Genomic DNA, 18975 nt, shown 5'->3' with positions numbered 1-18975 from the left:
CCCGTAGAACTGGTGGTATGCCGAACACATTTCAGAAGCGTATGGCCGGGCCGGTCCTGGCGGTCCTTTCCGTGCTGACGGCCGGAACAGTGCTCGTCGGCTGTTCGTCGGACTCGAAATCTACCGACGCGTCCGGCGACAGCCAGGGCTCGTCGAATTCGTCGAGCGGCTCCTCCAATTCGGCCGTCGCCTATTCGCAGTGCATGCGCGACAACGGCGTCTCGAATTACCCCGACCCGAAGGAGGACAGCCAGGGCCGGGTGCAGTTGACGGTCCCCGCGGACGTCGACCAGAACTCGCCGACCTTCAAGTCGGCCCAGTCGGCCTGCCAGTCCAAGCTGGTGCAGGGTGACACCGGCGCCGCCGCCAACAGCCGGTCCTTCGACGCGACGAAGGTCGCCGCGTGGGCGAAGTGCATCCGCAAGAACGGTATGCCCAACTTCCAGGACCCCAAGGTCGACGGCAGCACGATCATCATCGATGCCGACGCGGCCGGTATCTCCGGGCAGAACGACCCCAACTTCGCCAAGGCCACGGCCGCTTGCTACAGCATCCGGCCCGGCGGCAGCCTGATGGTCACAGGAGGGGGGCAGTGACCGCTCGCGAGGAGGGGACCGTGGAGACGGCTGCCCCCGAGAGTGCGGCGGACGTCCCGGGCGGGGAACTGGAGCCGAGGGCCGCGGCGGCCCTCGCCTCCTCCTTCGACGGGAACGGCGGTGCCGTGGAGCAGCCGCCGCCCGAGGGCGGTCGCCCGCGGCGCCGCGGGATGCGCATCGCACTGATCGTCGCGTGTGCGGTGGTGGTCGCCGTGGCCGCGGCCGGCGCCGCCTCGGGCGTGTTCGGCGGCGGGGACGACAAGACCGGGGCGACGGCGCCCTCCGGACCGCCCGCCACGGTGCAGGTGAAACGGACGACGCTGACCAGCTCCCAGACCGTGGACGGGCAGCTCGGGTACGGCGACACCGCGGCGGTCCAGGCCCCCGGGTCGTCCGGCTCGGCGCAGTCCGGCGGGTCGGCGCAGGGCGGTGGCGGGGCCGGCTCCGGGATCGTCACCTGGATGCCCTCGGACGGCGACACCATCACCCGCGGACAGCCGGTCTACAAGGTCGACCAGCAGTCGGTGCCGCTGCTGTACGGCTCGGTGCCGCTGTACCGGACGCTGAAGCCGGGCAGCAGCGGCAGCGACGTCAGGATGCTGGAGAAGAACCTCCGGGCGCTCGGCTACCGGGGCTTCACGGTGGACGACACCTACGACTACGGCACGGCCGCCGCCGTGGAGAAGTGGCAGGACAAGCTCGGCCGTTCGCAGACCGGGGAGGTGCGGGTCGGTGACGCGTTGGTGGCCTCCGGCGCGCGGCGGGTCGCCAAGGCGGAGCTCGCCGTCGGCGACACCCTCGCCGGGGACGTGCTCACTTGGACAGGAACCGATCGGGTGATCTCCGTCGACCTGCCCGTGCAGTACGCGGACCTGGCGAAGAAGGGCGGGGCCGCGACCGTCACGCTGCCGGACAACACCACGGTGACCGCCCTGGTGACGGACATCGGCACACCGACGTCGTCGAACGATTCCTCGGGCTCCTCGCCCGCCGGAGGTTCGGGGGGGTCCTCGGGCTCAGGCTCCTCCAACGCCACCGTCCCGGTGGAGCTGAAGGTCAAGGACGCCGCGAAGATCGGCGCCTACCAGGCCGCCTCCGTCAGTGTCGAGTTCGCGTCCGAGACCCGCGCCAACGTGCTGGCCGTGCCGATCAGCGCCCTGTTCGCGCTGCCCGGCGGCGGCTACGCGGTCGAGGTGGTGACCGGGGCGAAGACGGAGTACCGCGATGTGAAGCTCGGGACGTTCGGCAACGGCATGGTGGAGATCTCCGGCACCGGCATCACCGCGGGCACGGTCGTGGGGGTCCCGAAGTGACCGTCGCAGCCCACCCGGTGATCGAGCTGGCCCGAGTCAGCAAGTCGTACGGCGACGTGGCCGCCCTGGTCGAGACGGACCTGGTGGTCCACCGCGGCGAGATGCTCGCGGTCGTCGGCCCGTCGGGCTCGGGCAAGTCCACCATGCTCAACATCATGGGCACGCTGGACCGCCCCTCGTCGGGGACGGTGGCGATCGCCGGCCACGCCGTGGACTCCCTCAACGACCGCGAGCTGTCGGCGCTGCGGGCCGGCACCATCGGCTTCGTCTTCCAGCAGTTCCACCTCGCCGCCGGAGTCCCCGCCCTCGACAGCGTGGCGGACGGCCTGCTGTACGGCGGACGGCCCCGCCGTGAGCGGCGTCGGCTCGCCGAGGCGGCGCTGCGCAGGGTGGGCCTGGGGCACCGGCTCCTGCACGAGCCGCAGCAGCTGTCCGGCGGTGAGAAGCAGCGGGTGGCGATCGCCCGCGCGGTGGTCGGCGATCCGCCGCTGCTGCTGGCCGACGAGCCGACCGGCGCACTGGACTCCCGCTCCGGGACGGTGGTGATGGAACTGCTCCACGAGCTGCACGAGGCCGGGACGACGGTGGTCGTCATCACCCACGACCGGGACATCTCGGCGTCCCTGCCGCGCGAGGTCAGGGTCCGGGACGGCCGTATCGAGCACGATTCGGGGGCACCGGGGCCCCGGGCTCTGGCGTACACGGGGGTGGAGCGATGAGCACGACGCAGTCGCCGCCGGCCGGCCGGGAGCGGCCCTGGGCCGAGCTGCCCCCGCCGCCGCGGCCCCGGGCGGCCCGGCTGAGCCTGTCCGACGTGGCCCGGGTGGGCGGCTGGGGCCTGCGCTCGCGGCCCATGCGGGTCTTCCTCTCCGCCCTGGGCATCGCGATCGGCATCGCCGCGATGATCGGAGTGGTGGGCATCTCCACCTCGTCGACGAACGACCTGAACAAGCAGCTGGCCGCGCTCGGCACCAATCTGCTCACGGTCTCCCCGGGCACCACCATGACCGGCGCGAACGCCCATCTTTCCGAGGACGCCGTCGCCATGGTCGGGAGCCGACCCGAGGTGATCTCGGCCTCCGCCACGGGGACCACGGACGCGAAGCTCTACCGCAACGACCGCATTCCGTCGGTGGAGTCCGGCGGCCTCTCGGTCAGCGCGGCGCGGACCGACCTGCTGCGGTCCATCGGCGGGCAGATCGTGGACGGCCGCTGGCTCAACGGCGCCAGCAGCCGCTATCCGGCCGTGGTGCTGGGCTCGGAAACGGCACGCAGTCTCGGGATCCACCGGGCCGGCCCCGACGTGCAGGTGTGGCTCGGCAACCACTGGTTCACCGTGGTGGGCCTGCTGGCGCACAACGAGCTGCTGCCGGTCCTTGACACACAGGCCTTCGTGGGCTGGCCGGTGGCGGAGAAGGAGCTGTCCTTCGACGGCTATCCGACGACGATCTACACCCGGGCGAAGGACGCCGACGTCGAGAAGGTGCACGGCGTCCTGGGCGCCACGGTGTCCCCGGAGGACCCCAACGAGGTCAACGTCTCCCGTCCCTCCGACGCGCTGGCCGCCAAGAACGCGACGGACAAGACGCTGAGCGGGCTGCTGCTGGGCCTGGGAGGGGTCGCGCTGCTGGTCGGTGGCGTCGGGGTGGCCAACACCATGGTCATCTCGGTGCTGGAGCGGCGCTCGGAGATCGGGCTGCGCCGCTCGCTGGGCGCCACCCGGGGCCAGATCAGGATCCAGTTCCTCGCCGAGGCGCTGCTGCTCTCCGGGCTCGGCGGCCTGGGCGGCGTGCTGCTGGGCATCGGCGTGACCGACGGCTACGCCGCCTATCAGGGGTGGGCCGCCCTGGTGCCGCTGTGGGCGATGGCCGGCGGCCTGGCCGCGACCCTCGCCATCGGCGGACTCGCCGGCTTCTACCCCGCGGTCCGTGCGGCCCGGCTGCCCCCGACGGAGGCCCTCGCGACCAACTAGCCGGCGGCGGCCGTGCATTGACAGTTGACAATCCAGACCGCGGCGCCCTCGCCGTCCACCCCTGTGCGGAGGGGGCGTCGCACCCCGGTCCGGTGTCCAAGTGCTCGGGTCGGTCGGTTGGACGCCCCTGTCGCGTCGGCGTCCGGCACGTGACACTGGTGACCCGACTGCACTCGTCCCCGAATAAACAATACCTATATCCAGGAATTGCTCCTCGGATTGTTCCTCGAATTGGTGAGCCTTGTTCGTCCCATGAGTGACGGCTAGGGTTTTCTCATCCACCGAGGAATATGATCCGTGGGAGCGATTATGGCGAACCCGTTCGACGACGAAAACGGGACCTTTCTGGTGCTCGTGAACAGGGAGAATCAACACTCGTTGTGGCCTGCATTCGCAGAGATTCCGAATGGCTGGCGGCTCGCTTTCGGGGAGGCCACGCGCAAGGAATGCCTCGCCTATGTGGAGGAGAACTGGACGGATCTCCGTCCGCAGAGCCTCATCGACGCGATGAGGAAGACCGAGGCGGCCCACTGATGGCCGGCCAGACCGCGGCGACGCGACCCAGGGAGTACCTGTGGCCATGATGGGCGGGCCCGGACCGGTCATGGTCCGATCCGACGGGCCGGATTCCTCGAACGACAGACAGCGGGCGAAGCCCGGAACGACGAAAAGGATCATCCCGTACACCCGCGGGCACCGCCGCTCCATCGGCATTCTCGTGGTCTGCACCACGCTGAACGCCGCCTGCGCGGTCGCCCCGCCCCTGCTGCTCAAGTACCTGATCGACAACGGCATCACGGCCGGGGACACCGGGACCGTGGTCGGACTCGCGGTCGCGGTGGCCGCCATCGCCCTGCTCGCCGGCCTCGTGGGATTCGGCGAGACCTGGTTCTCCGCCAAAATCAGCGAGGGCCTCGTCTACGACCTGCGGGTGAAGGTCTTCGACCATGTGCAGCGCCAGTCGCTCGCCTTCTTCACCCGCGCCCAGACCGGTGCCCTGGTGAGCCGCCTCAACACCGACGTGATCGGTGCCCAGCAGGCGGTCACCCAGATGCTCTCCACCGTGGTGTCCTCCGGACTGACCGTCGTGTTCGTGCTGGCCACGATGTTCTATCTGTCCTGGACGATCACCCTGATCTCCCTGGTGCTGGTCCCGTTCTTCATCCTTCCCGGTCGCCTCATCGGCCGCCGTCTGCAGGGCCTGGCCCGCCGGCACATGCAGGTCAACGCCGAGATGGGCTCGCTCATGCACGAGCGGTTCAACGTCGCCGGCGCGCTCCTCGCCAAGCTCTACAGCCGCCCGGACCGGGAGACCGCCCGCTATGCGCGGCTCGCCGCCCGCGGCCGTGACATCGGCGTCCGCAACTCGGTCTCCATGAAGATGCTCTTCCTGTCGACCATGTTCATCGGCTCGGTCGCCACCGCCGTGGTCTACGGCGTCGGCGGAGTGCTCTCCGTGCACGGCGCCTTCCGGATCGGCACCCTGGTGGCCCTCACCACGCTGCTCACCCGGCTGATGGCTCCGGTGGGCCAGCTGTCGAACGCCCAGGCCGACGCGATGACGGCGCTCGTCAGCTTCGACCGGCTCTTCGAGATCCTCGATCTCAAGCCGCTGGTCACCGAGAAACCCGACGCGGTGGCGCTGCCGCCCGCCGCGACCCGCGACACGGCCCCCGGCGTCGAGTTCCGAGGGGTGTCGTTCCGTCATCCGAGGCCCGCCGACGTCTCGTTGGCCTCTCTGGAGGACTTCGCCACGCCGGCGGCCGAGCGCGACGGCGACAGTTGGGCGCTGCGTGACCTCAGCTTCACCGTCCCGGCCGGCAAGCTCACCGCGCTGGTCGGCCCGTCCGGGGCCGGCAAGACCACCATCACCCACCTGGTGCCGCGGCTGTACGACCCGGAGGAGGGGACCGTCCTCATCGACGGCCGGGACGTGCGCGACCTGACGCTGGAGTCGCTGGGCGACACGGTCGGGATGGTCACCCAGGACGGACACCTGCTGCACACCACCATCCGGGAGAACCTGCTCTACGCCCGCCCGGACGCCACCGAGGAGGAACTGGTCGCGGCCTGCCGGGCCGCACAGATCTGGCGGCTCGTCGCCTCGCTGCCCGACGGCCTGGACACCATGGTCGGCGACCGCGGCTACCGGCTCTCCGGCGGCGAGAAGCAGCGCATCGCCATGGCCCGGCTGCTGCTCAAGGCCCCGCCGGTGGTCGTGCTCGACGAGGCGACCGCGCATCTCGACTCCGAGTCCGAGGCCGCCCTCCAGCAGGCCCTCAAGACCGCGCTCGCCGGCCGGACCTCGCTGGTGATCGCGCACCGGCTGTCGACCATCCGGGACGCCGACCAGATCATCGTCCTGGACCAGGGGCGGATCGTGGAGCGCGGCACCCACGACGAACTGCTGGCTCTCGGCGGGCTCTACGCCGAACTCCACCGCACCCAGTTCGCCGGCCGCGCCCTCGCCGCCGAGGCCGAGGACGACGCGGAGGAACTGCTGGAGCGGCGGGTCCCCGAACCGGTGGGCTTCGGCCCCCGGCAGGTCGGCTTCGGTCCCGGACCCGGACCCGGCGGTCCGGGGATGCCCGGCCCGGGGATGGCCGGACCGGGTCCCCGACCGGTTATCTTCGGTCCCGGCGGGCCCGAGGGGCCGGGCGGACCAGGAGGGCCGGGCGGGCCGGGGGGACCGGGAGGTCCCGGCGGTCCCGGCGGCCCGGGAGGCCCCCGACCGCGCTGAACCCGTCCCCCGGAAGCGGTGCCCGCGACGCCCCACGGCGTCGCGGGCACCGCTGCGTCGTTCCGTCGAACCCCTACGCCGCCCGGTCGCCCTGGGTGACAGGGGTTTCGAACGCCCAGGGGGACTGTTACGTTCGGTGTTGTCTACGGCGGGTGTGTTTATGGCGCTAGGTGTCGAAATAAGCAAGATATCAGCGTGGCCCGGCATTGGCGGCAGAAATACCCGCAGGACGGAGGGTTCGGAAGAAGGTTCTTCTTCCAGGAGCGAGAACAGCCGCCCGTTCTGACGGCGGGGGGCGGACAAGGAGTCGGGGTGGAGCACGGGGGAGTCATCGAGCAACAGTCCGTAGTTCAAGTGGAAATCGACGCTTTATGCCTGGCCGGATCTCCACGGTTGGCGGGCGAACGAAAAGAGCACATCGAGATACTCGCGGCGGCGCCCGACGCGCTGCCTCCGATCATCGTCCACCGTCCCACGATGCGGGTCATCGACGGCTTTCACCGGCTGCGCGCGGCCCGGCTGCGCGGGGACACCACCATCGCCGCCCGTTTCTTCGACGGCGACGAATCGGCCGCGTTCGTCCTCGCGGTCCAGCTGAACGTCACGCACGGGCTGCCACTCGCGCTCGCCGACCGGCAGCGCGCCGCGGAACGGATCATCGTCTCCCACCCCCACTGGTCCGACCGCAGAGTGGCCACCGTGACCGGCATCGCCCCCGGAACCGTCGGCGAGATCCGCCGCCGGCTGGGCCCCGGTGCCACCGCCCCGGACGAGCGCAGGCTCGGCCAGGACGGCCGGATGCGCCCGCTGGACGGCGCCGCAGGCCGCCTTCGCGCCGGTGAACTGCTCTCCGAGAACCCGGAGTTGTCGCTGCGTCAGGTCGCCCGGGCCGCCGGTATCTCCCCGGAGACCGCGCGGGACGTGCGCAACCGCCTGCGCAACGGGGAGGATCCGCTGCCCCGGTCCCGTCGGCGCGACCACGAGGCCGAACCGGTCCACGACATCACCACCGGGGCCGGCGCAGGATCCGCCGCCGCCGGGACCGGCGCCGGTCCCGTCCCGGTGCCGCCGGGCGAACCCACCGCCCTGCGGCTGGCCCGTCCCGCCACCCGAACCCGCGTGGACGTTGGGCCCGACCGGGTCGTCCTGGTGAAGCGGCTGACGGCCGACCCGGCGCTGCGCTTCTCCGAGACCGGCCGCAGCCTGCTGCGGCTCCTCGCGATCCACGCCGTCCGTGAGGAGGAGTGGGACGCGATCATCGGCAACGTCCCGCCGCACTGCAGCGGCATCGTCGCCGACCTCGCCGTCCAACTCGCCGACATGTGGGCGGACTTCGCGACCCGCGTCCGGCAGGACGTGACGGCGTCGGTCGGCTGAGCGTCGTAGCGGCAGAACGGACATACCCGTCGCGGCAACGACCGCAGGACCGATCGACGAGCGACTACCCTGGAAGCAAGCTGTCGGGGGAACAGTGAGTCGGGGGGCCAGGTGCCGCACAACCTCCAGGAACGGAACGGGGAAGTCCAACAGCTCCACCAGCTCTACCGGGCGTGTGCCGCGGGCAGCGGCGCGGTCGTCCTCGCCGACGGACCCGTCGGCTGCGGCAAGACCGCGCTGCTGCGCTCGCTCGCCGAGTGGGCCGCCGGACAGGGCGCGCTGTGCGCGTCGGCGACGGCGTCGCCGGCCGAACGGCACGACCGGCTCGGCCTGATCGAACAGCTGATGACCGCACTGCGGGCGGCGGCCCGGTCCGTCGATGACCGGGCCGCCGACAACTGCGCCGTGATCGCCGCGGCCGCGGCCGCCGGCGGCTACGCCTCCCGCGCCCTGCTGAGGCGCTTCGCACAGGCCGTCACCGGCCTCGCCGAGCGGGCACCGGTCCTGCTCCTCGTCGACGACGTGCATGTCGCCGACGAGGAGTCGCTCGCCTGCCTCCGCTATCTGATGCGCAGGATCGACGCGTCCGCCGTGCTCGTCGTGCTCACCGAGTGCGTCGGCCACGAGCGGGCGCTGGTCTCCTCGCATGCCGAGACCCTCTACCTGCCCTACAGCCACCGGATCCGGCTCGCGCCGCTGTCCGCCACGGGTGTGCGGCGCCGGCTGGCGGACCGGCTGGGCGCCTGCGCGGCGGACCGTGTGGACACCGCCGCCTGGTACCTGGCGACCGGCGGCAACCCGCTGCTGGTCGAGGCCCTCGCCGACGACGCGCGGGACGTCCGGACCGGCGCGACGCCCGCCGCCGGCCCGGTCAGCCGGGTGGACGCGACCGTCTGGCACCTGGCGACCGGCGGCAACCCGCTGCTGGTCGACTCCCTCGCCGACGCCACCCGGGACGACCACGCCGGCACCCTGCCGACCCGCCCGGTCCCGGGCCCGGCCTTCCGCCACGCCTATCTGCGCTGCCTGCACCGCGCCGGCCCCGCGGCCCTCGCGGTCGCCCGCGCCACCGCCGTACTCACCGGCCCCGTCACCGACCCCGCCCTGATCGCCGCCCTCCTCGACCAGGACACCGCCGGCGTCCGGCGCACCGCCGACGACCTGTGCGAGGCCGGTCTGCTCGCGGACGGCACCGGGTTCCGTACCGAGGCCGCCCGGTCGGCCGTCCTCGAGGACCTCCGCGCCGACGAACTGGCCGCCCTCCGCGCCCGCGCCGCCGAACTCCTGCACCGGGACGGGGTGCCCGCCCGGGCCGTCGCCGAGCAACTGCTCGCCGCCCGCGGCACCGCGCGCTCCCGCTGGCAGGCCGACGTGTTGCGGGCGGCCGGACACGAGGCGCTGGCCGCGGGCGACGCCGGGCCCGCCGTCGACTACCTGCGCCGAGCCGCCGAGTTGACCGCCGGCACCCCCTGCGAGGACGAGACGGCCGCCGCCCTCGCCGAGGCCGAGTGGCTCGTCGACCCCGCCGCGGCCGCCCGCCGGCTGCCCCCGCTCGTCCGCGCCGCGCGCACCGGCCGGGTGACCGCCAAGGAGGCCCGCGCGGTCGTCGAACAGCTGCTGTGGAACGGGCAGTTCACGCAGGCCGAGGCGGTCCTGCGCAATGTCGCCGACCACACCCCCGGTGCCTGCGCCGAACTCGCCGTCCTGGACGACTGGCTCCGGCTGGTCCGCCCCGACCCCGACGCGCACACCCGGACCCGCGCCACCCCGATCCCCAGCGCCTTGCTCGCCCGCGCCACCGGACCGGCCGGCGACATCGGGCAGGGCGGGGACGGCGGGGGCGGTGGAGACGGCGCCGCCCACCGGACGGCCGAGGGGGCCCTGCGCGGCACCCGTGTCGACGGCCCTCTCCCGGCCACCCTGCTGCTCCTGGCCTGTCTGCTGGAGGACGGCCGGCTGACCGGCGCCGACCGCTGGCCCGAACACCTGCTGGCCGAGCCCGGCCACCGCCATGTCCCCGTCCGGCGGGCCCTGTTGCAGACCGTCGCCGCCACCACCGCGCTGCGCCGCGGCCAGGCCGACGAAGCCGGACGCCTCGCCCGCGCCGGGCTGTTCACGCTCACCGCCGACGCCTGGGGCATCGCGATCGGCGCGCCCCTCGCCACCGCGCTGCTCGCGGCCACCGAGGCCGGCGACACCGCCGCCGCCCGCGCCGCCCTCGACGTGCCCGTGCCCGGCGCGATGTCCGGCACCCCGTTCGCGCTGCCCTACCGCTACGCGCTCGGCCGGTTCGAGGCCGCCCGCGGCCGTACCTCCGAAGCGCTGCGGCACTTCGAACGCTGCCGGGAACTCGCGGTCCGCTGGGGGCTGCACGGCCCGGGCTTCGTGGACTGGCGCCAGCGCGGCGCCGTACGACTGGGCCGCGCCCCGCGCCCGGCCGCCACGGCCGCCCGCCCCGCCCCGCTCCCCGAACTCACCGAATCGGAACGGCGGGTGGGCGCGCTCGCCGCGGCCGGCCGGACCAACCGGGAGATCGCCGACCTGCTCAGCATCACCGTGAGCACGGTGGAGCAACATCTCACCAAGGTGTACCGGAAACTCAAGGTGCGGCGCCGGGCGGATCTTCCGGAACCTCTCGCGCATTTCTCCGGAGAAGTTCTGCACATGGTCGAAGAAAGTCGCGTCTGACGTCCGAGGGCGTTCTCCCGTAAATCTCTGGCCCATGCCCGGCGGTCTCTTCGACATGCCTTCCGGAACCCGTCCAACCGACCTTCCCGCCTCTTGGACACGTTGTTGGGGCGACGGAAATCGTGTGATGCTGACCGGGAAAACGGCGCGACCCACCTGATGATTCCAGGGCCATGGACGCCGTCGATTCTCACCGGGGGAGATGCGTTTCCGTGTCCGCCACCGCATTCCCGAGCACCCCGTCCGACGGCCGTGTGCTGAGCAGGGGGGACCTGCACGCCAGCGTCCGTGATCCCGTCCTGGACACCATGACGTTCCTGAACGAGATCACCCACCGCTATCCCGACGCCATCTCGTTCGCGCCGGGCCGGCCCTACGACGGGTTCTTCGACATCGAGCAGGTCTTCGACCATCTCCGCGGCTATCTCGACCACCTGGCCGCCCTCGGCCGCACCCCCGCGGAGGTGCGCACCGCGCTCTACCAGTACGGCCCCACCGCCGGCCAGATCCGCGGGATCATCGCCGACTCGCTCCGCGCCGACGAGGGCATCGACGTACCGCCGGAGTCGGTGGTCGTCACCGTCGGCGCCCAGGAGGCCATGCTGCTGGTGCTGCGTGCCCTCGTCGCCGGACCCGAGGACGTCGTCCTGGTGGCCAGCCCCTGCTACTCGGGCATCACCGGCGCCGCCCGGCTGCTCGGCGTCACCGTCGTCCCGGTCGACGAGGACGAGAACGGCTTCTCCCTCGCCGAGCTGGAGACCGTGATCGCGCGGGAACGGGCGGCCGGCCGGCGGCCCCGCGCCCTCTATGTCATCCCCGACCACTCCAACCCCTCGGGCAACACGGTGGACCGGGACACCCGCGACCGGCTGCTGGCCAGCGCCGAGCGGCACGGCCTGCTGATCGTCGAGGACAGCCCCTACCGCCGGGTCAGCCCCGGCACCCCGCTGCCCACCCTCAAGTCGCTCGACCGGTCCCGGACCGTCGTGCACCTCGGTTCCTACTCCAAGACCGTCTTCCCCGGGGCCCGCGTCGGCTTCGCCGTCGCCGACCAGCAAGTCGTCGACGAGGACGGGTACACCGGCCTGCTCGCCGACGAACTCACCCGGATCAAGAGCATGGTGACGGTCAACACCTCCTCGCTGAGCCAGGCCGTGGTGGCCGGCGCCCTGCTCGCCGCGGACGGCCGGATCTCCACGCTGAACGCCGAACCCGCCGCCTACTACGGCGACGCCATGCGGACCACCCTGCGCTGCCTCGACGCCCGGCTCCCTGCCGCGCGCCGCGAAGCGCTGGGCGTCCGCTGGAACCGGCCCGCCGGTGGTTTCTTCCTCACCGTCCAGGTCCCTTTCCGGGCCGACAACGCGGCACTCGCCCGTTCCGCGGAGAAATTCGGGGTGCTCTGGACACCTCTCAGCTACTTCTATCCGGACGGCGGCGGAGACCGGGCACTGAGGCTCTCCACCAGCTATCTGACGAAGACCGAGATCGAGGAAGGCACAGCGCGCCTGGCCGATTTCATCGAGGCCCAGACGGCCGCGGACCAGGACCTCGTTCCCGAGCCCGTGAACAGCCGGCCGCGCTGAATTTCCCGAGCGTTCCCGAACGTTTCCGAAAGGTGGAATCCGTGCGCGATTTCGGCACGACTCCGCGATCACGTCAAATACCGCGCAGCAAGTCCCGTATGTGGGGGTGGACCTTCCGATGACCATCACGCTCGAGGCAGGCGACGGCGTCGTCACCGCGGCGCACCGGCCGCGCATCACCGGCGTCGGCACCGCGGTGCCCCCGGCCTCCTACTCCCAGCAGGACGTCCTCGACGCCTTCGCGATCAGCGACCCGAAGATCACCTCCGTCTTCCGCAACAGCGCCATCGACCGGCGCCACCTCCAGCTGCCCGAGCCCGGCCCGGACGGCGTGCGCAGCCCCGAGAGCCAGGGCGACCTCCTCGACAAACACAAGCGGGCGGCCGTCGAGATGGGCGCCGAGGCGCTCCGCGCCTGCCTCAAGCGGGCCGGCGCCGACCTGTCCGACCTGCGCCACCTGTGCTGCGTCACCTCCACCGGCTTCCTCACCCCCGGCATCAGCGCGCTGCTCATCCGCGAACTCGGCATCGACCGGCACTGCTCGCGCAGCGACATCGTCGGCATGGGCTGCAACGCCGGCCTCAACGCCCTGAACCTGGTGTCCGGCTGGTCGGCCGCGCACCCCGGGGAGCTGGCCGTGCTGCTGTGCACGGAGGCCTGCTCCGCCGCCTACGCCATGGACTCCTCCATGCGCACCGCGGTCGTCAACAGCCTCTTCGGCGACGGCGCCGGCGCGATCGCGCTGCTCTCCGGCCCGGACGAGACGGCGGGCGCCGAAGACGGCCCCACCCTCCTCAAGTTCGCCAGCTGCATCATCCCCGAGGCGGTCGGCGCGATGCGCTACGACTGGGACCGCGACCTGGGCCGGTTCAGCTTCTACCTCGACCCGCAGGTGCCGTACGTGGTCGGCGCGCACGCCGAGATCGTCATCGACCGGCTGCTCGCCGGGACCGGGCTGCGCCGCAGCGACATCCGGCACTGGCTGGTGCACTCCGGCGGCAAGAAGGTCATCGACTCGGTCGTCGTCAACCTCGGCCTCACCCGGCACGACCTGCGCCACACGGTCGGCGTGCTGCGGGACTACGGCAATGTATCCAGCGGTTCGTTCCTCTTCTCCTACGAGCGGCTGCTCGACGAGAAGGCCGCCGAACCCGGCGACTACGGCGTGCTGATGACGATGGGGCCGGGATCCACCCTCGAGACGGTACTGGTGCAGTGGTGACGGGAGGCACGGGAGACGTGGACGTGACTGTGGACGCAACGCCGGCCCTGACCGTGGACGGCCGCCGGCCGCCGACGGCGGTGGCCGTGAAGGAACTCGCCGCGCTCTGCGACCGGGTGGAGGACGGTGGTCCCGCCGTCGCCGCGCTGCGCGTCACCGGCGCGCCCGACGCGGGCTGGACGGACGGTCTCGACACCGCGCTGGTCACCAAGTGGGAACGCACCCTGCGCCGCTTCGAGCGGCTCCCCGCGGTGACCGTCGCCGTCGCCGCCGGGGACACCGGCGGCACCGCCCTCGACGCCTTCCTCACCGCCGACCTGCGCCTGGCGGCGCCGCGCACCCGGCTGGTGCTGCCCTCCGACGGCGAGGCCACCTGGCCCGGCATGGCCGTCTTCCGCCTGGTCCGCCTCCTCGGCGCCGGCCGCGCCCGCCGCGCCGTCCTCTTCGGCGACCCGATCGACGCCCAACGGGCCCTGACCCTCGGCCTCGCCGACGACCTGACGGACGACCCGGACACCGCCCTGACCGACCTGCTCCTCCGATACGCCGACAACGGCGGCACCGAACTCGCCGTCCGCCGCCAACTCCTCCTCGACGCCGCCACCACCCCCTTCGAGGACGCCCTCGGCCCCCACCTCGCCGCCTGCGACCGCGCCCTACGCCGCCTCCCCACCCGGGAGCCCGCATGACCACCACCCCACCGGACCCCTCCGGGGGGCCGGACGTTCCGGGCCGGCGGCCTGCCGCGGAGGGTTCCGGAGGGCCGGGGCTCTCGGGTCGGGCGTCCGTGGCGGAGGGCTCTGGGGGAGCGGGTTTTCCGGGCCGGGTTCCCGCGGTGGAGGGTTCCGGAGGGTCGGGGCTTTCGGGTCGGGTGTCCGTGGCGGAGGGCTCTGGGGGAGCGGGTTTTCCGGGCCGGGTTCCCGCGGTGGAGGGTTCCGGAGGGTCGGGGCTTTCGGGTCGGGCGTCCGTGGCGGAGGGCTCTGGCGGAGCAGGGCTCCCGGGCCCGGCATCCGCCGCGGGGAATTCCGGCGCATCGGAGTTTCAGCCCCAGGGGTCTCTCGTGGAGGCCACCGGGCAGCCGAATCTCCAAGGTCGGCGGTCCGTTGGCGAGGAGACCGGGGAAAGGGCGCGGGCCGTCGCGGCGGCCACCGTCGGCCCGGACGTCCAGGGCCGGGCGCCTGCCGTGGGGGTGGGCGATGCGTCGGAGCTGCCCGGACGGCGGAACGGCAGCGAGGGGGCCGCCATGGGGGTCGCCGCAGGGGCGGAGCCGGCCGGCTGGCAGGACGTCGTGGTGGCGTCGGCCGAGGCTGACCGGGTGCTGGCCGGGCTGGGGCGGCCGGCGGGGCGGGGTGTTGCCGCGCGTGAGGCCGCCGAGGCGGTGAAGGAGGCGGCGCGGGGCGCGCGGGCGCGGTTCCTTGATGTGCATGCCGATGCCGTCTACGACCGGTTGACCGACGGCCGTACCCGGTGGCTCCGCCTCGACGAGCTGGTCGAGGCGGCGGCCGTCGCCTTTCCCGGTCTGGTCCCCGGTGCGGAGCGGATCGCGGAGGAGCGGGCCCGGCCGCAGGCCGACAAGGAGGGCCACGAGATCGACCAGGGCATCCTGCTGCGGGCCGTGCTGCGTTCGCCGCTCGCGGGCCCGCACCTGCTCGACGCGATGCTCCGGCCCACCGCCCGCGCGATCGCGCTGCTGCCGGAGTTCCGGCGCACGGGTGTGCTGGAGACGGAGTCCGTACGGCTCGAACGCCGGGACGGCGTCGCCCGGCTGACGCTCTGCCGCGGCGACCGGCTCAACGCCGAGGACGAGCAGCAGGTCGACGACATGGAGACCGCCGTCGACCTCGCCCTGCTCGACCCCGGCGTCCGGGTCGGCCTGGTGCGCGGCGGCGAGATGACCCACCCCCGCTACCGGGGCCGGCGGATCTTCAGCGCCGGGATCAACCTCAAGAGCCTCAGCTCCGGCGGCATCCCGCTGGTCGGCTTCCTGCTCCGCCGCGAGCTCGGCTACCTCCGCAAACTCGCCCGCGGCCTGTCCCTCGGCGATGCCGCGAGCTGGCACACCCGGTACGCCGACAAGCCGTGGCTGGCCGCGGTCGACGGCTTCGCCATCGGCGGCGGCATGCAGATGCTGTTCGTCTTCGACCACGTGGTGGCCGCCTCGGACGCGTACTTCAGCCTGCCCGCCGCCAAGGAGGGCATCGTCCCGGGCGCCGGCAACTTCCGCCTCGGCCGTTTCACCGGGCCCCGGCTCGCCCGGCAGGTCATCCTCGGCGGCCGCCGGATCAGGGCGGCGGAGCCGGCGGCCCGGCTGCTGGTCGACGAGGTCGCCGAGCCAGAGGAGATGGACGCCGCCGTCGAACGCGGACTGGACCGCCTCGACGGCGAGGCCGTGCTCGCCAACCGCCGGATGCTCAACCTCGCCGACGAACCCGAGGACGCGTTCCGCGCCTACATGGCCGAGTTCGCCCTCCAGCAGGCCCTGCGGATCTACGGCGAGGACGTCATCGGCAAGGTAGGCCGCTTCGCGGCGGGGAGCGGGTGACGGGTGCCGTACGCACGGATCGACGGCAGGGACCTCGCCTACGAGGAGTACGGCGCCGCCGGCGCCCCGGCCGTGATGCTGGTCGCCGGCACCGGCGCCCCCGGCCGGGTGTGGCGTGCCCACCAGGTGCCGGCGCTGCGCCGGGCCGGCCTCCGGGTCGTCACCTTCGACAACCGGGGGCTGGGCCCGGAGCCGCCCGGCTCCTTCACCCTCGCCGACCTGGCCGCCGACGCCGCCGCGCTGATCGAGCACCTCGGCGCGGCGCCGTGCCGGCTGGTCGGGCACTCGCTGGGCGCGATCATCGTGCAGGAGGTCGTCCTGGCCCGGCCCGAACTCGTCGACCGGGCCGTCCTGCTGGCGGGCGGCGGCCGTACGGACGCGCTGATCGCCGCCGCCTCCGCGGCCGACCTCGCGCTCGCCGACAGCGGGATCCGGCTCCCGCCCGCGGTCGCGGCCCACCGGCACGCCCTGCAGAACCTCTCGCCCCGCACCCTCGACGACGACGCGCGGCTCACCGACTGGCTGAGCCTGTTCGAGCTCACCCTCCCCGATCCGGCCGCCGTCCGCGCCCAGCTGGGCCTGGAGCTGATCCCGAACCGGCTGGCCGCCTACCGCCGTATCACCCGGCCCTGCCTGGCCGTCGCCTTCGCCGACGACGTGGTGGTCCGCCCCCGCCTCACCCGCGAACTCGCCGACGCCATCCCCGGCTGCCGGTACACGGAGATCCCCGGCTGCGGCCACTTCGGCTATCTGGAGCGGCCCGACGAGGTGAACGCGGAACTCCTCGGCCATCTCGCCGGCACCCGGGTGTGACGCCGTGCCACGTGACCCGCTACTTTCCGACCAGTCGGTCGGTCGCTCAGGCTGAGGGCTCCGTCAGGGTGCGCTCGCCGCGCCGGAGGATGACCAGGGCCGCCCACGCCATGGCCACCAGCGGGATGACACCCGAGACGATCACCTGGCCCCGGCTGGAGACCAGGCTGTTGGGGGTGCCCAGCAGATAACCGAGGCCGATGCAGGTGCGCGACAGTGCCTGGAAGCAGGCCCAGGCGCTGCCGTGCACCTCGGCCGGCACATGGACGTGCACCGCGTTGCGCAGACCGACGTTGCAGGCGCCGTTGCCGAACCCGGCCAGCAGGAACAGCGGGAAGATCACCCAGACGACCGGGAGCAGACCGGCGAGGATCAGCCCCAGCGAGATGGCGAGGACCCCGCCGATGATCAGCAGGGTGTGCCGGTTCTCCCAGCCCGGGCGGCCCGCGAGCAGCGCGCCGGGGATGGACCCCAGGGCCCAGGTGGCCAGGAAGAGACCGAAGACGGTGTCGTTGCCGTCGGCGACGCCCCGCAGGTAGAAGACGCCCGCGACGCTCTCGATGCTGGTGGCCAGCATCGCCGCCGCCAGCGCCGGCATCAGCGCGCCCACGACCGGCGCGTCCCTGAGCGCCCGGTAGCCGTCCGCGAGCCGGGTCGCGGGACGGCGGCCGATCGCCACGTCCACGGTGCTCGGCACCGCCAGCATGGTGCAGCCCGCGAGGACGAGGAAGGAGACCGCGTCGGTGGCGAGCAGCACGCCGGTGCCCCACAGCGAGTTCAGGAAACCGGCCAGCGGCGGCCCGATCAGCCCGGCCACCGACAGGCCCGCGGTCAGCAGGCTGTTCGCCCGTCCGGTGTGGCTCTCGCCCGCCACGGCGGGCAGCATCTTGAACCCGGCGGCCACCGAGGCCACGCCGGCCAGCGCCGCCAGCGCGATCAGCGCCACCTTCACATGGAATCCGCCGACCGCGGTGGCCGCACCGAGGGACAGCGCCTGGAGCAGCAGGGCCCACAGACACACCACGCGGGCACTGAACCGGTCCACCACCGAACCGATCAGCGGTGCCGCGACCACCGTGGGGACGAGCTGGGCCAGCATCACCTCGGTCACCCCGAAGCGGATGTCGTGGTCCGCCGCGTGCAGCACCAGTCCCAGCGAGGCGAGAGTGTCGCCGAGACTGGAGAAGAGCGTTCCCGCGATGAGGATCTGCGCGGCGACCGGCATGGCGGTGCCCCGGCGCAGCGCGGCGAACGGCGCCCTCCGCGACTTTTGCGTGTCCAATCCTGTCCAATCCGTCCGCTTGCCGGGCCCATTCGACCTGCTCGCGCATCAGATTAGGCCTGCTCGTGAAGTGCTAGAGCGTCCACCGGCCACCGGGAGGAACCGCTTCCCGTCCTTTGCGCGGCCCGCCGGAACCCCGGGCGGGATCCCAATTTCTCAGCCACACGGAGTGCTTCACCGAAAATCCACACATGTTCCACACCAACTCCGGCCGGACCGTTACCGGAAGGGCCGCTTCGCACGGCACTCCGGGAAGATGTGCATCCGGGGCGTTCCGGGCGTCCTTTCCCGAACCCGCGCCGCCGGTGCGGCTGATGGGCGCACGGATGTCCCGCTGGGAGCCGTAAAGCGTGTTTTTCGGCCAATCGCTGGAGTTGCGGCGGTCTCGGCCGGCGAACCGCCCCGGCCCGGCGCGCCGATCCGGAATGAACCTTCCGGGCCGAAGGGGTTATCGGTGCCGGCCGGATGAATGACCGGAAAAGGCCGGGACAACGGCTCGTCCCATTCCCCGACGGGCGGAGAAAAGGGAACGAACCGGTATCTCCGGGAAGTTCGGCCGCCCCGCCCGGCCGAAAACCAAGTGCCCAGCTCCGCGACCCTGCCTACACTCACCGGGTATCACGCACCGTAGCCGCAGAACGCGGTCGCCGTGCTTTGCCGTGACGGGTTCCGACGAATGAGAGGGAGAGGGCCATGCGTGACCGCACCGCTGCCGTCTCTCCCCGTTGCCGCTACGAGGTGATCCTCGTGTCCCCGTTCCTCCGGTGCCCGCTGCGCGGCCGGCACCGGACGCCGTGACACGCGACCGATCCGAGCAACCACCGGCATATACCTAATGTTTGAC

Annotated in this window: 14 protein-coding genes; 13 read left to right on the top strand and 1 reads right to left on the bottom strand. The window is 72.7% G+C overall.

Annotated features, from left to right (window positions below; genetic code table 11):
• Window positions 1-17 precede the first annotated feature (17 nt).
• The 13 genes from ACFZDK_RS43440 (at window position 18) to ACFZDK_RS43380 (ending at window position 16849) form a co-directional block, all read left to right on the top strand.
• Entirely contained in the window at window positions 18-596 is a 579-nt protein-coding gene (locus ACFZDK_RS43440) for a hypothetical protein (RefSeq protein WP_390981330.1), read from the top strand.
• Window positions 593-1909: a peptidoglycan-binding protein gene (locus ACFZDK_RS43435; protein WP_390981328.1), complete on the top strand. Its 1317-nt coding sequence runs from the start codon at window positions 593-595 to the stop codon at window positions 1907-1909. The genes ACFZDK_RS43440 and ACFZDK_RS43435 overlap by 4 nt, the downstream gene beginning before the upstream one ends.
• The gene (locus ACFZDK_RS43430; protein ID WP_355728547.1) at window positions 1906-2628 is read left to right on the top strand and encodes an ABC transporter ATP-binding protein; all 723 of its coding nucleotides are present in this window, start codon (window positions 1906-1908) and stop codon (window positions 2626-2628) included. Before ACFZDK_RS43435 ends, ACFZDK_RS43430 begins: the two co-directional genes overlap by 4 nt.
• The gene (locus ACFZDK_RS43425) at window positions 2625-3881 is read left to right on the top strand and encodes an ABC transporter permease (RefSeq protein ID WP_355728549.1); all 1257 of its coding nucleotides are present in this window, start codon (window positions 2625-2627) and stop codon (window positions 3879-3881) included. The genes ACFZDK_RS43430 and ACFZDK_RS43425 overlap by 4 nt, the downstream gene beginning before the upstream one ends.
• A gap of 309 nt (window positions 3882-4190) precedes the next feature.
• A complete protein-coding gene (locus tag ACFZDK_RS43420) occupies window positions 4191-4415 on the top strand; it encodes an MbtH family protein (protein WP_033280615.1) in 225 nt (74 codons plus the stop codon).
• Between the two features lie 46 nt (window positions 4416-4461).
• On the top strand, window positions 4462-6621 hold the full coding sequence (locus tag ACFZDK_RS43415) for an ABC transporter transmembrane domain-containing protein (protein WP_390981372.1): 2160 nt from the start codon (window positions 4462-4464) through the stop codon (window positions 6619-6621).
• A gap of 393 nt (window positions 6622-7014) precedes the next feature.
• Entirely contained in the window at window positions 7015-7998 is a 984-nt protein-coding gene (locus tag ACFZDK_RS43410) for a ParB N-terminal domain-containing protein (protein ID WP_390981325.1), read from the top strand.
• A gap of 111 nt (window positions 7999-8109) precedes the next feature.
• Window positions 8110-10686, top strand: coding sequence for an AAA family ATPase (locus tag ACFZDK_RS43405; RefSeq protein WP_390981323.1), 2577 nt, complete (start codon window positions 8110-8112; stop codon window positions 10684-10686).
• A gap of 308 nt (window positions 10687-10994) precedes the next feature.
• Complete coding sequence (locus ACFZDK_RS43400; protein WP_390981370.1) at window positions 10995-12272, top strand: aminotransferase class I/II-fold pyridoxal phosphate-dependent enzyme; 1278 nt, start codon at window positions 10995-10997, stop codon at window positions 12270-12272.
• Window positions 12273-12390: 118 nt separating this feature from the next.
• Window positions 12391-13494: a 3,5-dihydroxyphenylacetyl-CoA synthase DpgA gene (dpgA, locus tag ACFZDK_RS43395; protein ID WP_390981321.1), complete on the top strand. Its 1104-nt coding sequence runs from the start codon at window positions 12391-12393 to the stop codon at window positions 13492-13494.
• Window positions 13495-13517: 23 nt separating this feature from the next.
• Window positions 13518-14183: an enoyl-CoA-hydratase DpgB gene (dpgB, locus tag ACFZDK_RS43390; RefSeq protein WP_390981319.1), complete on the top strand. Its 666-nt coding sequence runs from the start codon at window positions 13518-13520 to the stop codon at window positions 14181-14183.
• A gap of 554 nt (window positions 14184-14737) precedes the next feature.
• Window positions 14738-16036 (top strand): (3,5-dihydroxyphenyl)acetyl-CoA 1,2-dioxygenase DpgC, encoded by a 1299-nt coding sequence (gene dpgC / locus ACFZDK_RS43385; protein WP_390981368.1) that lies wholly within the window; start codon window positions 14738-14740, stop codon window positions 16034-16036.
• 3 nt (window positions 16037-16039) lie between these two features.
• Complete coding sequence (locus ACFZDK_RS43380) at window positions 16040-16849, top strand: alpha/beta fold hydrolase (protein WP_390981317.1); 810 nt, start codon at window positions 16040-16042, stop codon at window positions 16847-16849.
• A gap of 46 nt (window positions 16850-16895) precedes the next feature.
• Here ACFZDK_RS43380 and ACFZDK_RS43375 read toward each other — a convergent pair whose 3' ends face one another.
• The gene (locus ACFZDK_RS43375; protein ID WP_390981315.1) at window positions 16896-18131 is read right to left on the bottom strand and encodes an MFS transporter; all 1236 of its coding nucleotides are present in this window, start codon (window positions 18129-18131) and stop codon (window positions 16896-16898) included.
• Window positions 18132-18975: the final 844 nt, after the last annotated feature.

The organism is Streptomyces sp. NPDC007901 (assembly GCF_042959465.1).
Taxonomy (GTDB): Bacteria; Actinomycetota; Actinomycetes; order Streptomycetales; family Streptomycetaceae; genus Streptomyces.
This window is presented reverse-complemented; position numbering and strand designations above follow the sequence as displayed.

Excerpts from the sequence above, each read along its gene's own strand:
- ACFZDK_RS43440 (WP_390981330.1), top strand. The coding sequence starts at position 18 with ATGCCGAACACATTTCAGAAGCGTATGGCCGGGCCGGTCCTGGCGGTC.
- ACFZDK_RS43425 (WP_355728549.1), top strand. The coding sequence starts at position 2,625 with ATGAGCACGACGCAGTCGCCGCCGGCCGGCCGGGAGCGGCCCTGGGCC.
- ACFZDK_RS43420 (WP_033280615.1), top strand. The coding sequence starts at position 4,191 with ATGGCGAACCCGTTCGACGACGAAAACGGGACCTTTCTGGTGCTCGTG.
- ACFZDK_RS43415 (WP_390981372.1), top strand. The coding sequence starts at position 4,462 with ATGATGGGCGGGCCCGGACCGGTCATGGTCCGATCCGACGGGCCGGAT.
- ACFZDK_RS43400 (WP_390981370.1), top strand. The coding sequence starts at position 10,995 with ATGACGTTCCTGAACGAGATCACCCACCGCTATCCCGACGCCATCTCG.
- dpgA (WP_390981321.1), top strand. The coding sequence starts at position 12,391 with ATGACCATCACGCTCGAGGCAGGCGACGGCGTCGTCACCGCGGCGCAC.
- dpgC (WP_390981368.1), top strand. The coding sequence starts at position 14,738 with ATGGGGGTCGCCGCAGGGGCGGAGCCGGCCGGCTGGCAGGACGTCGTG.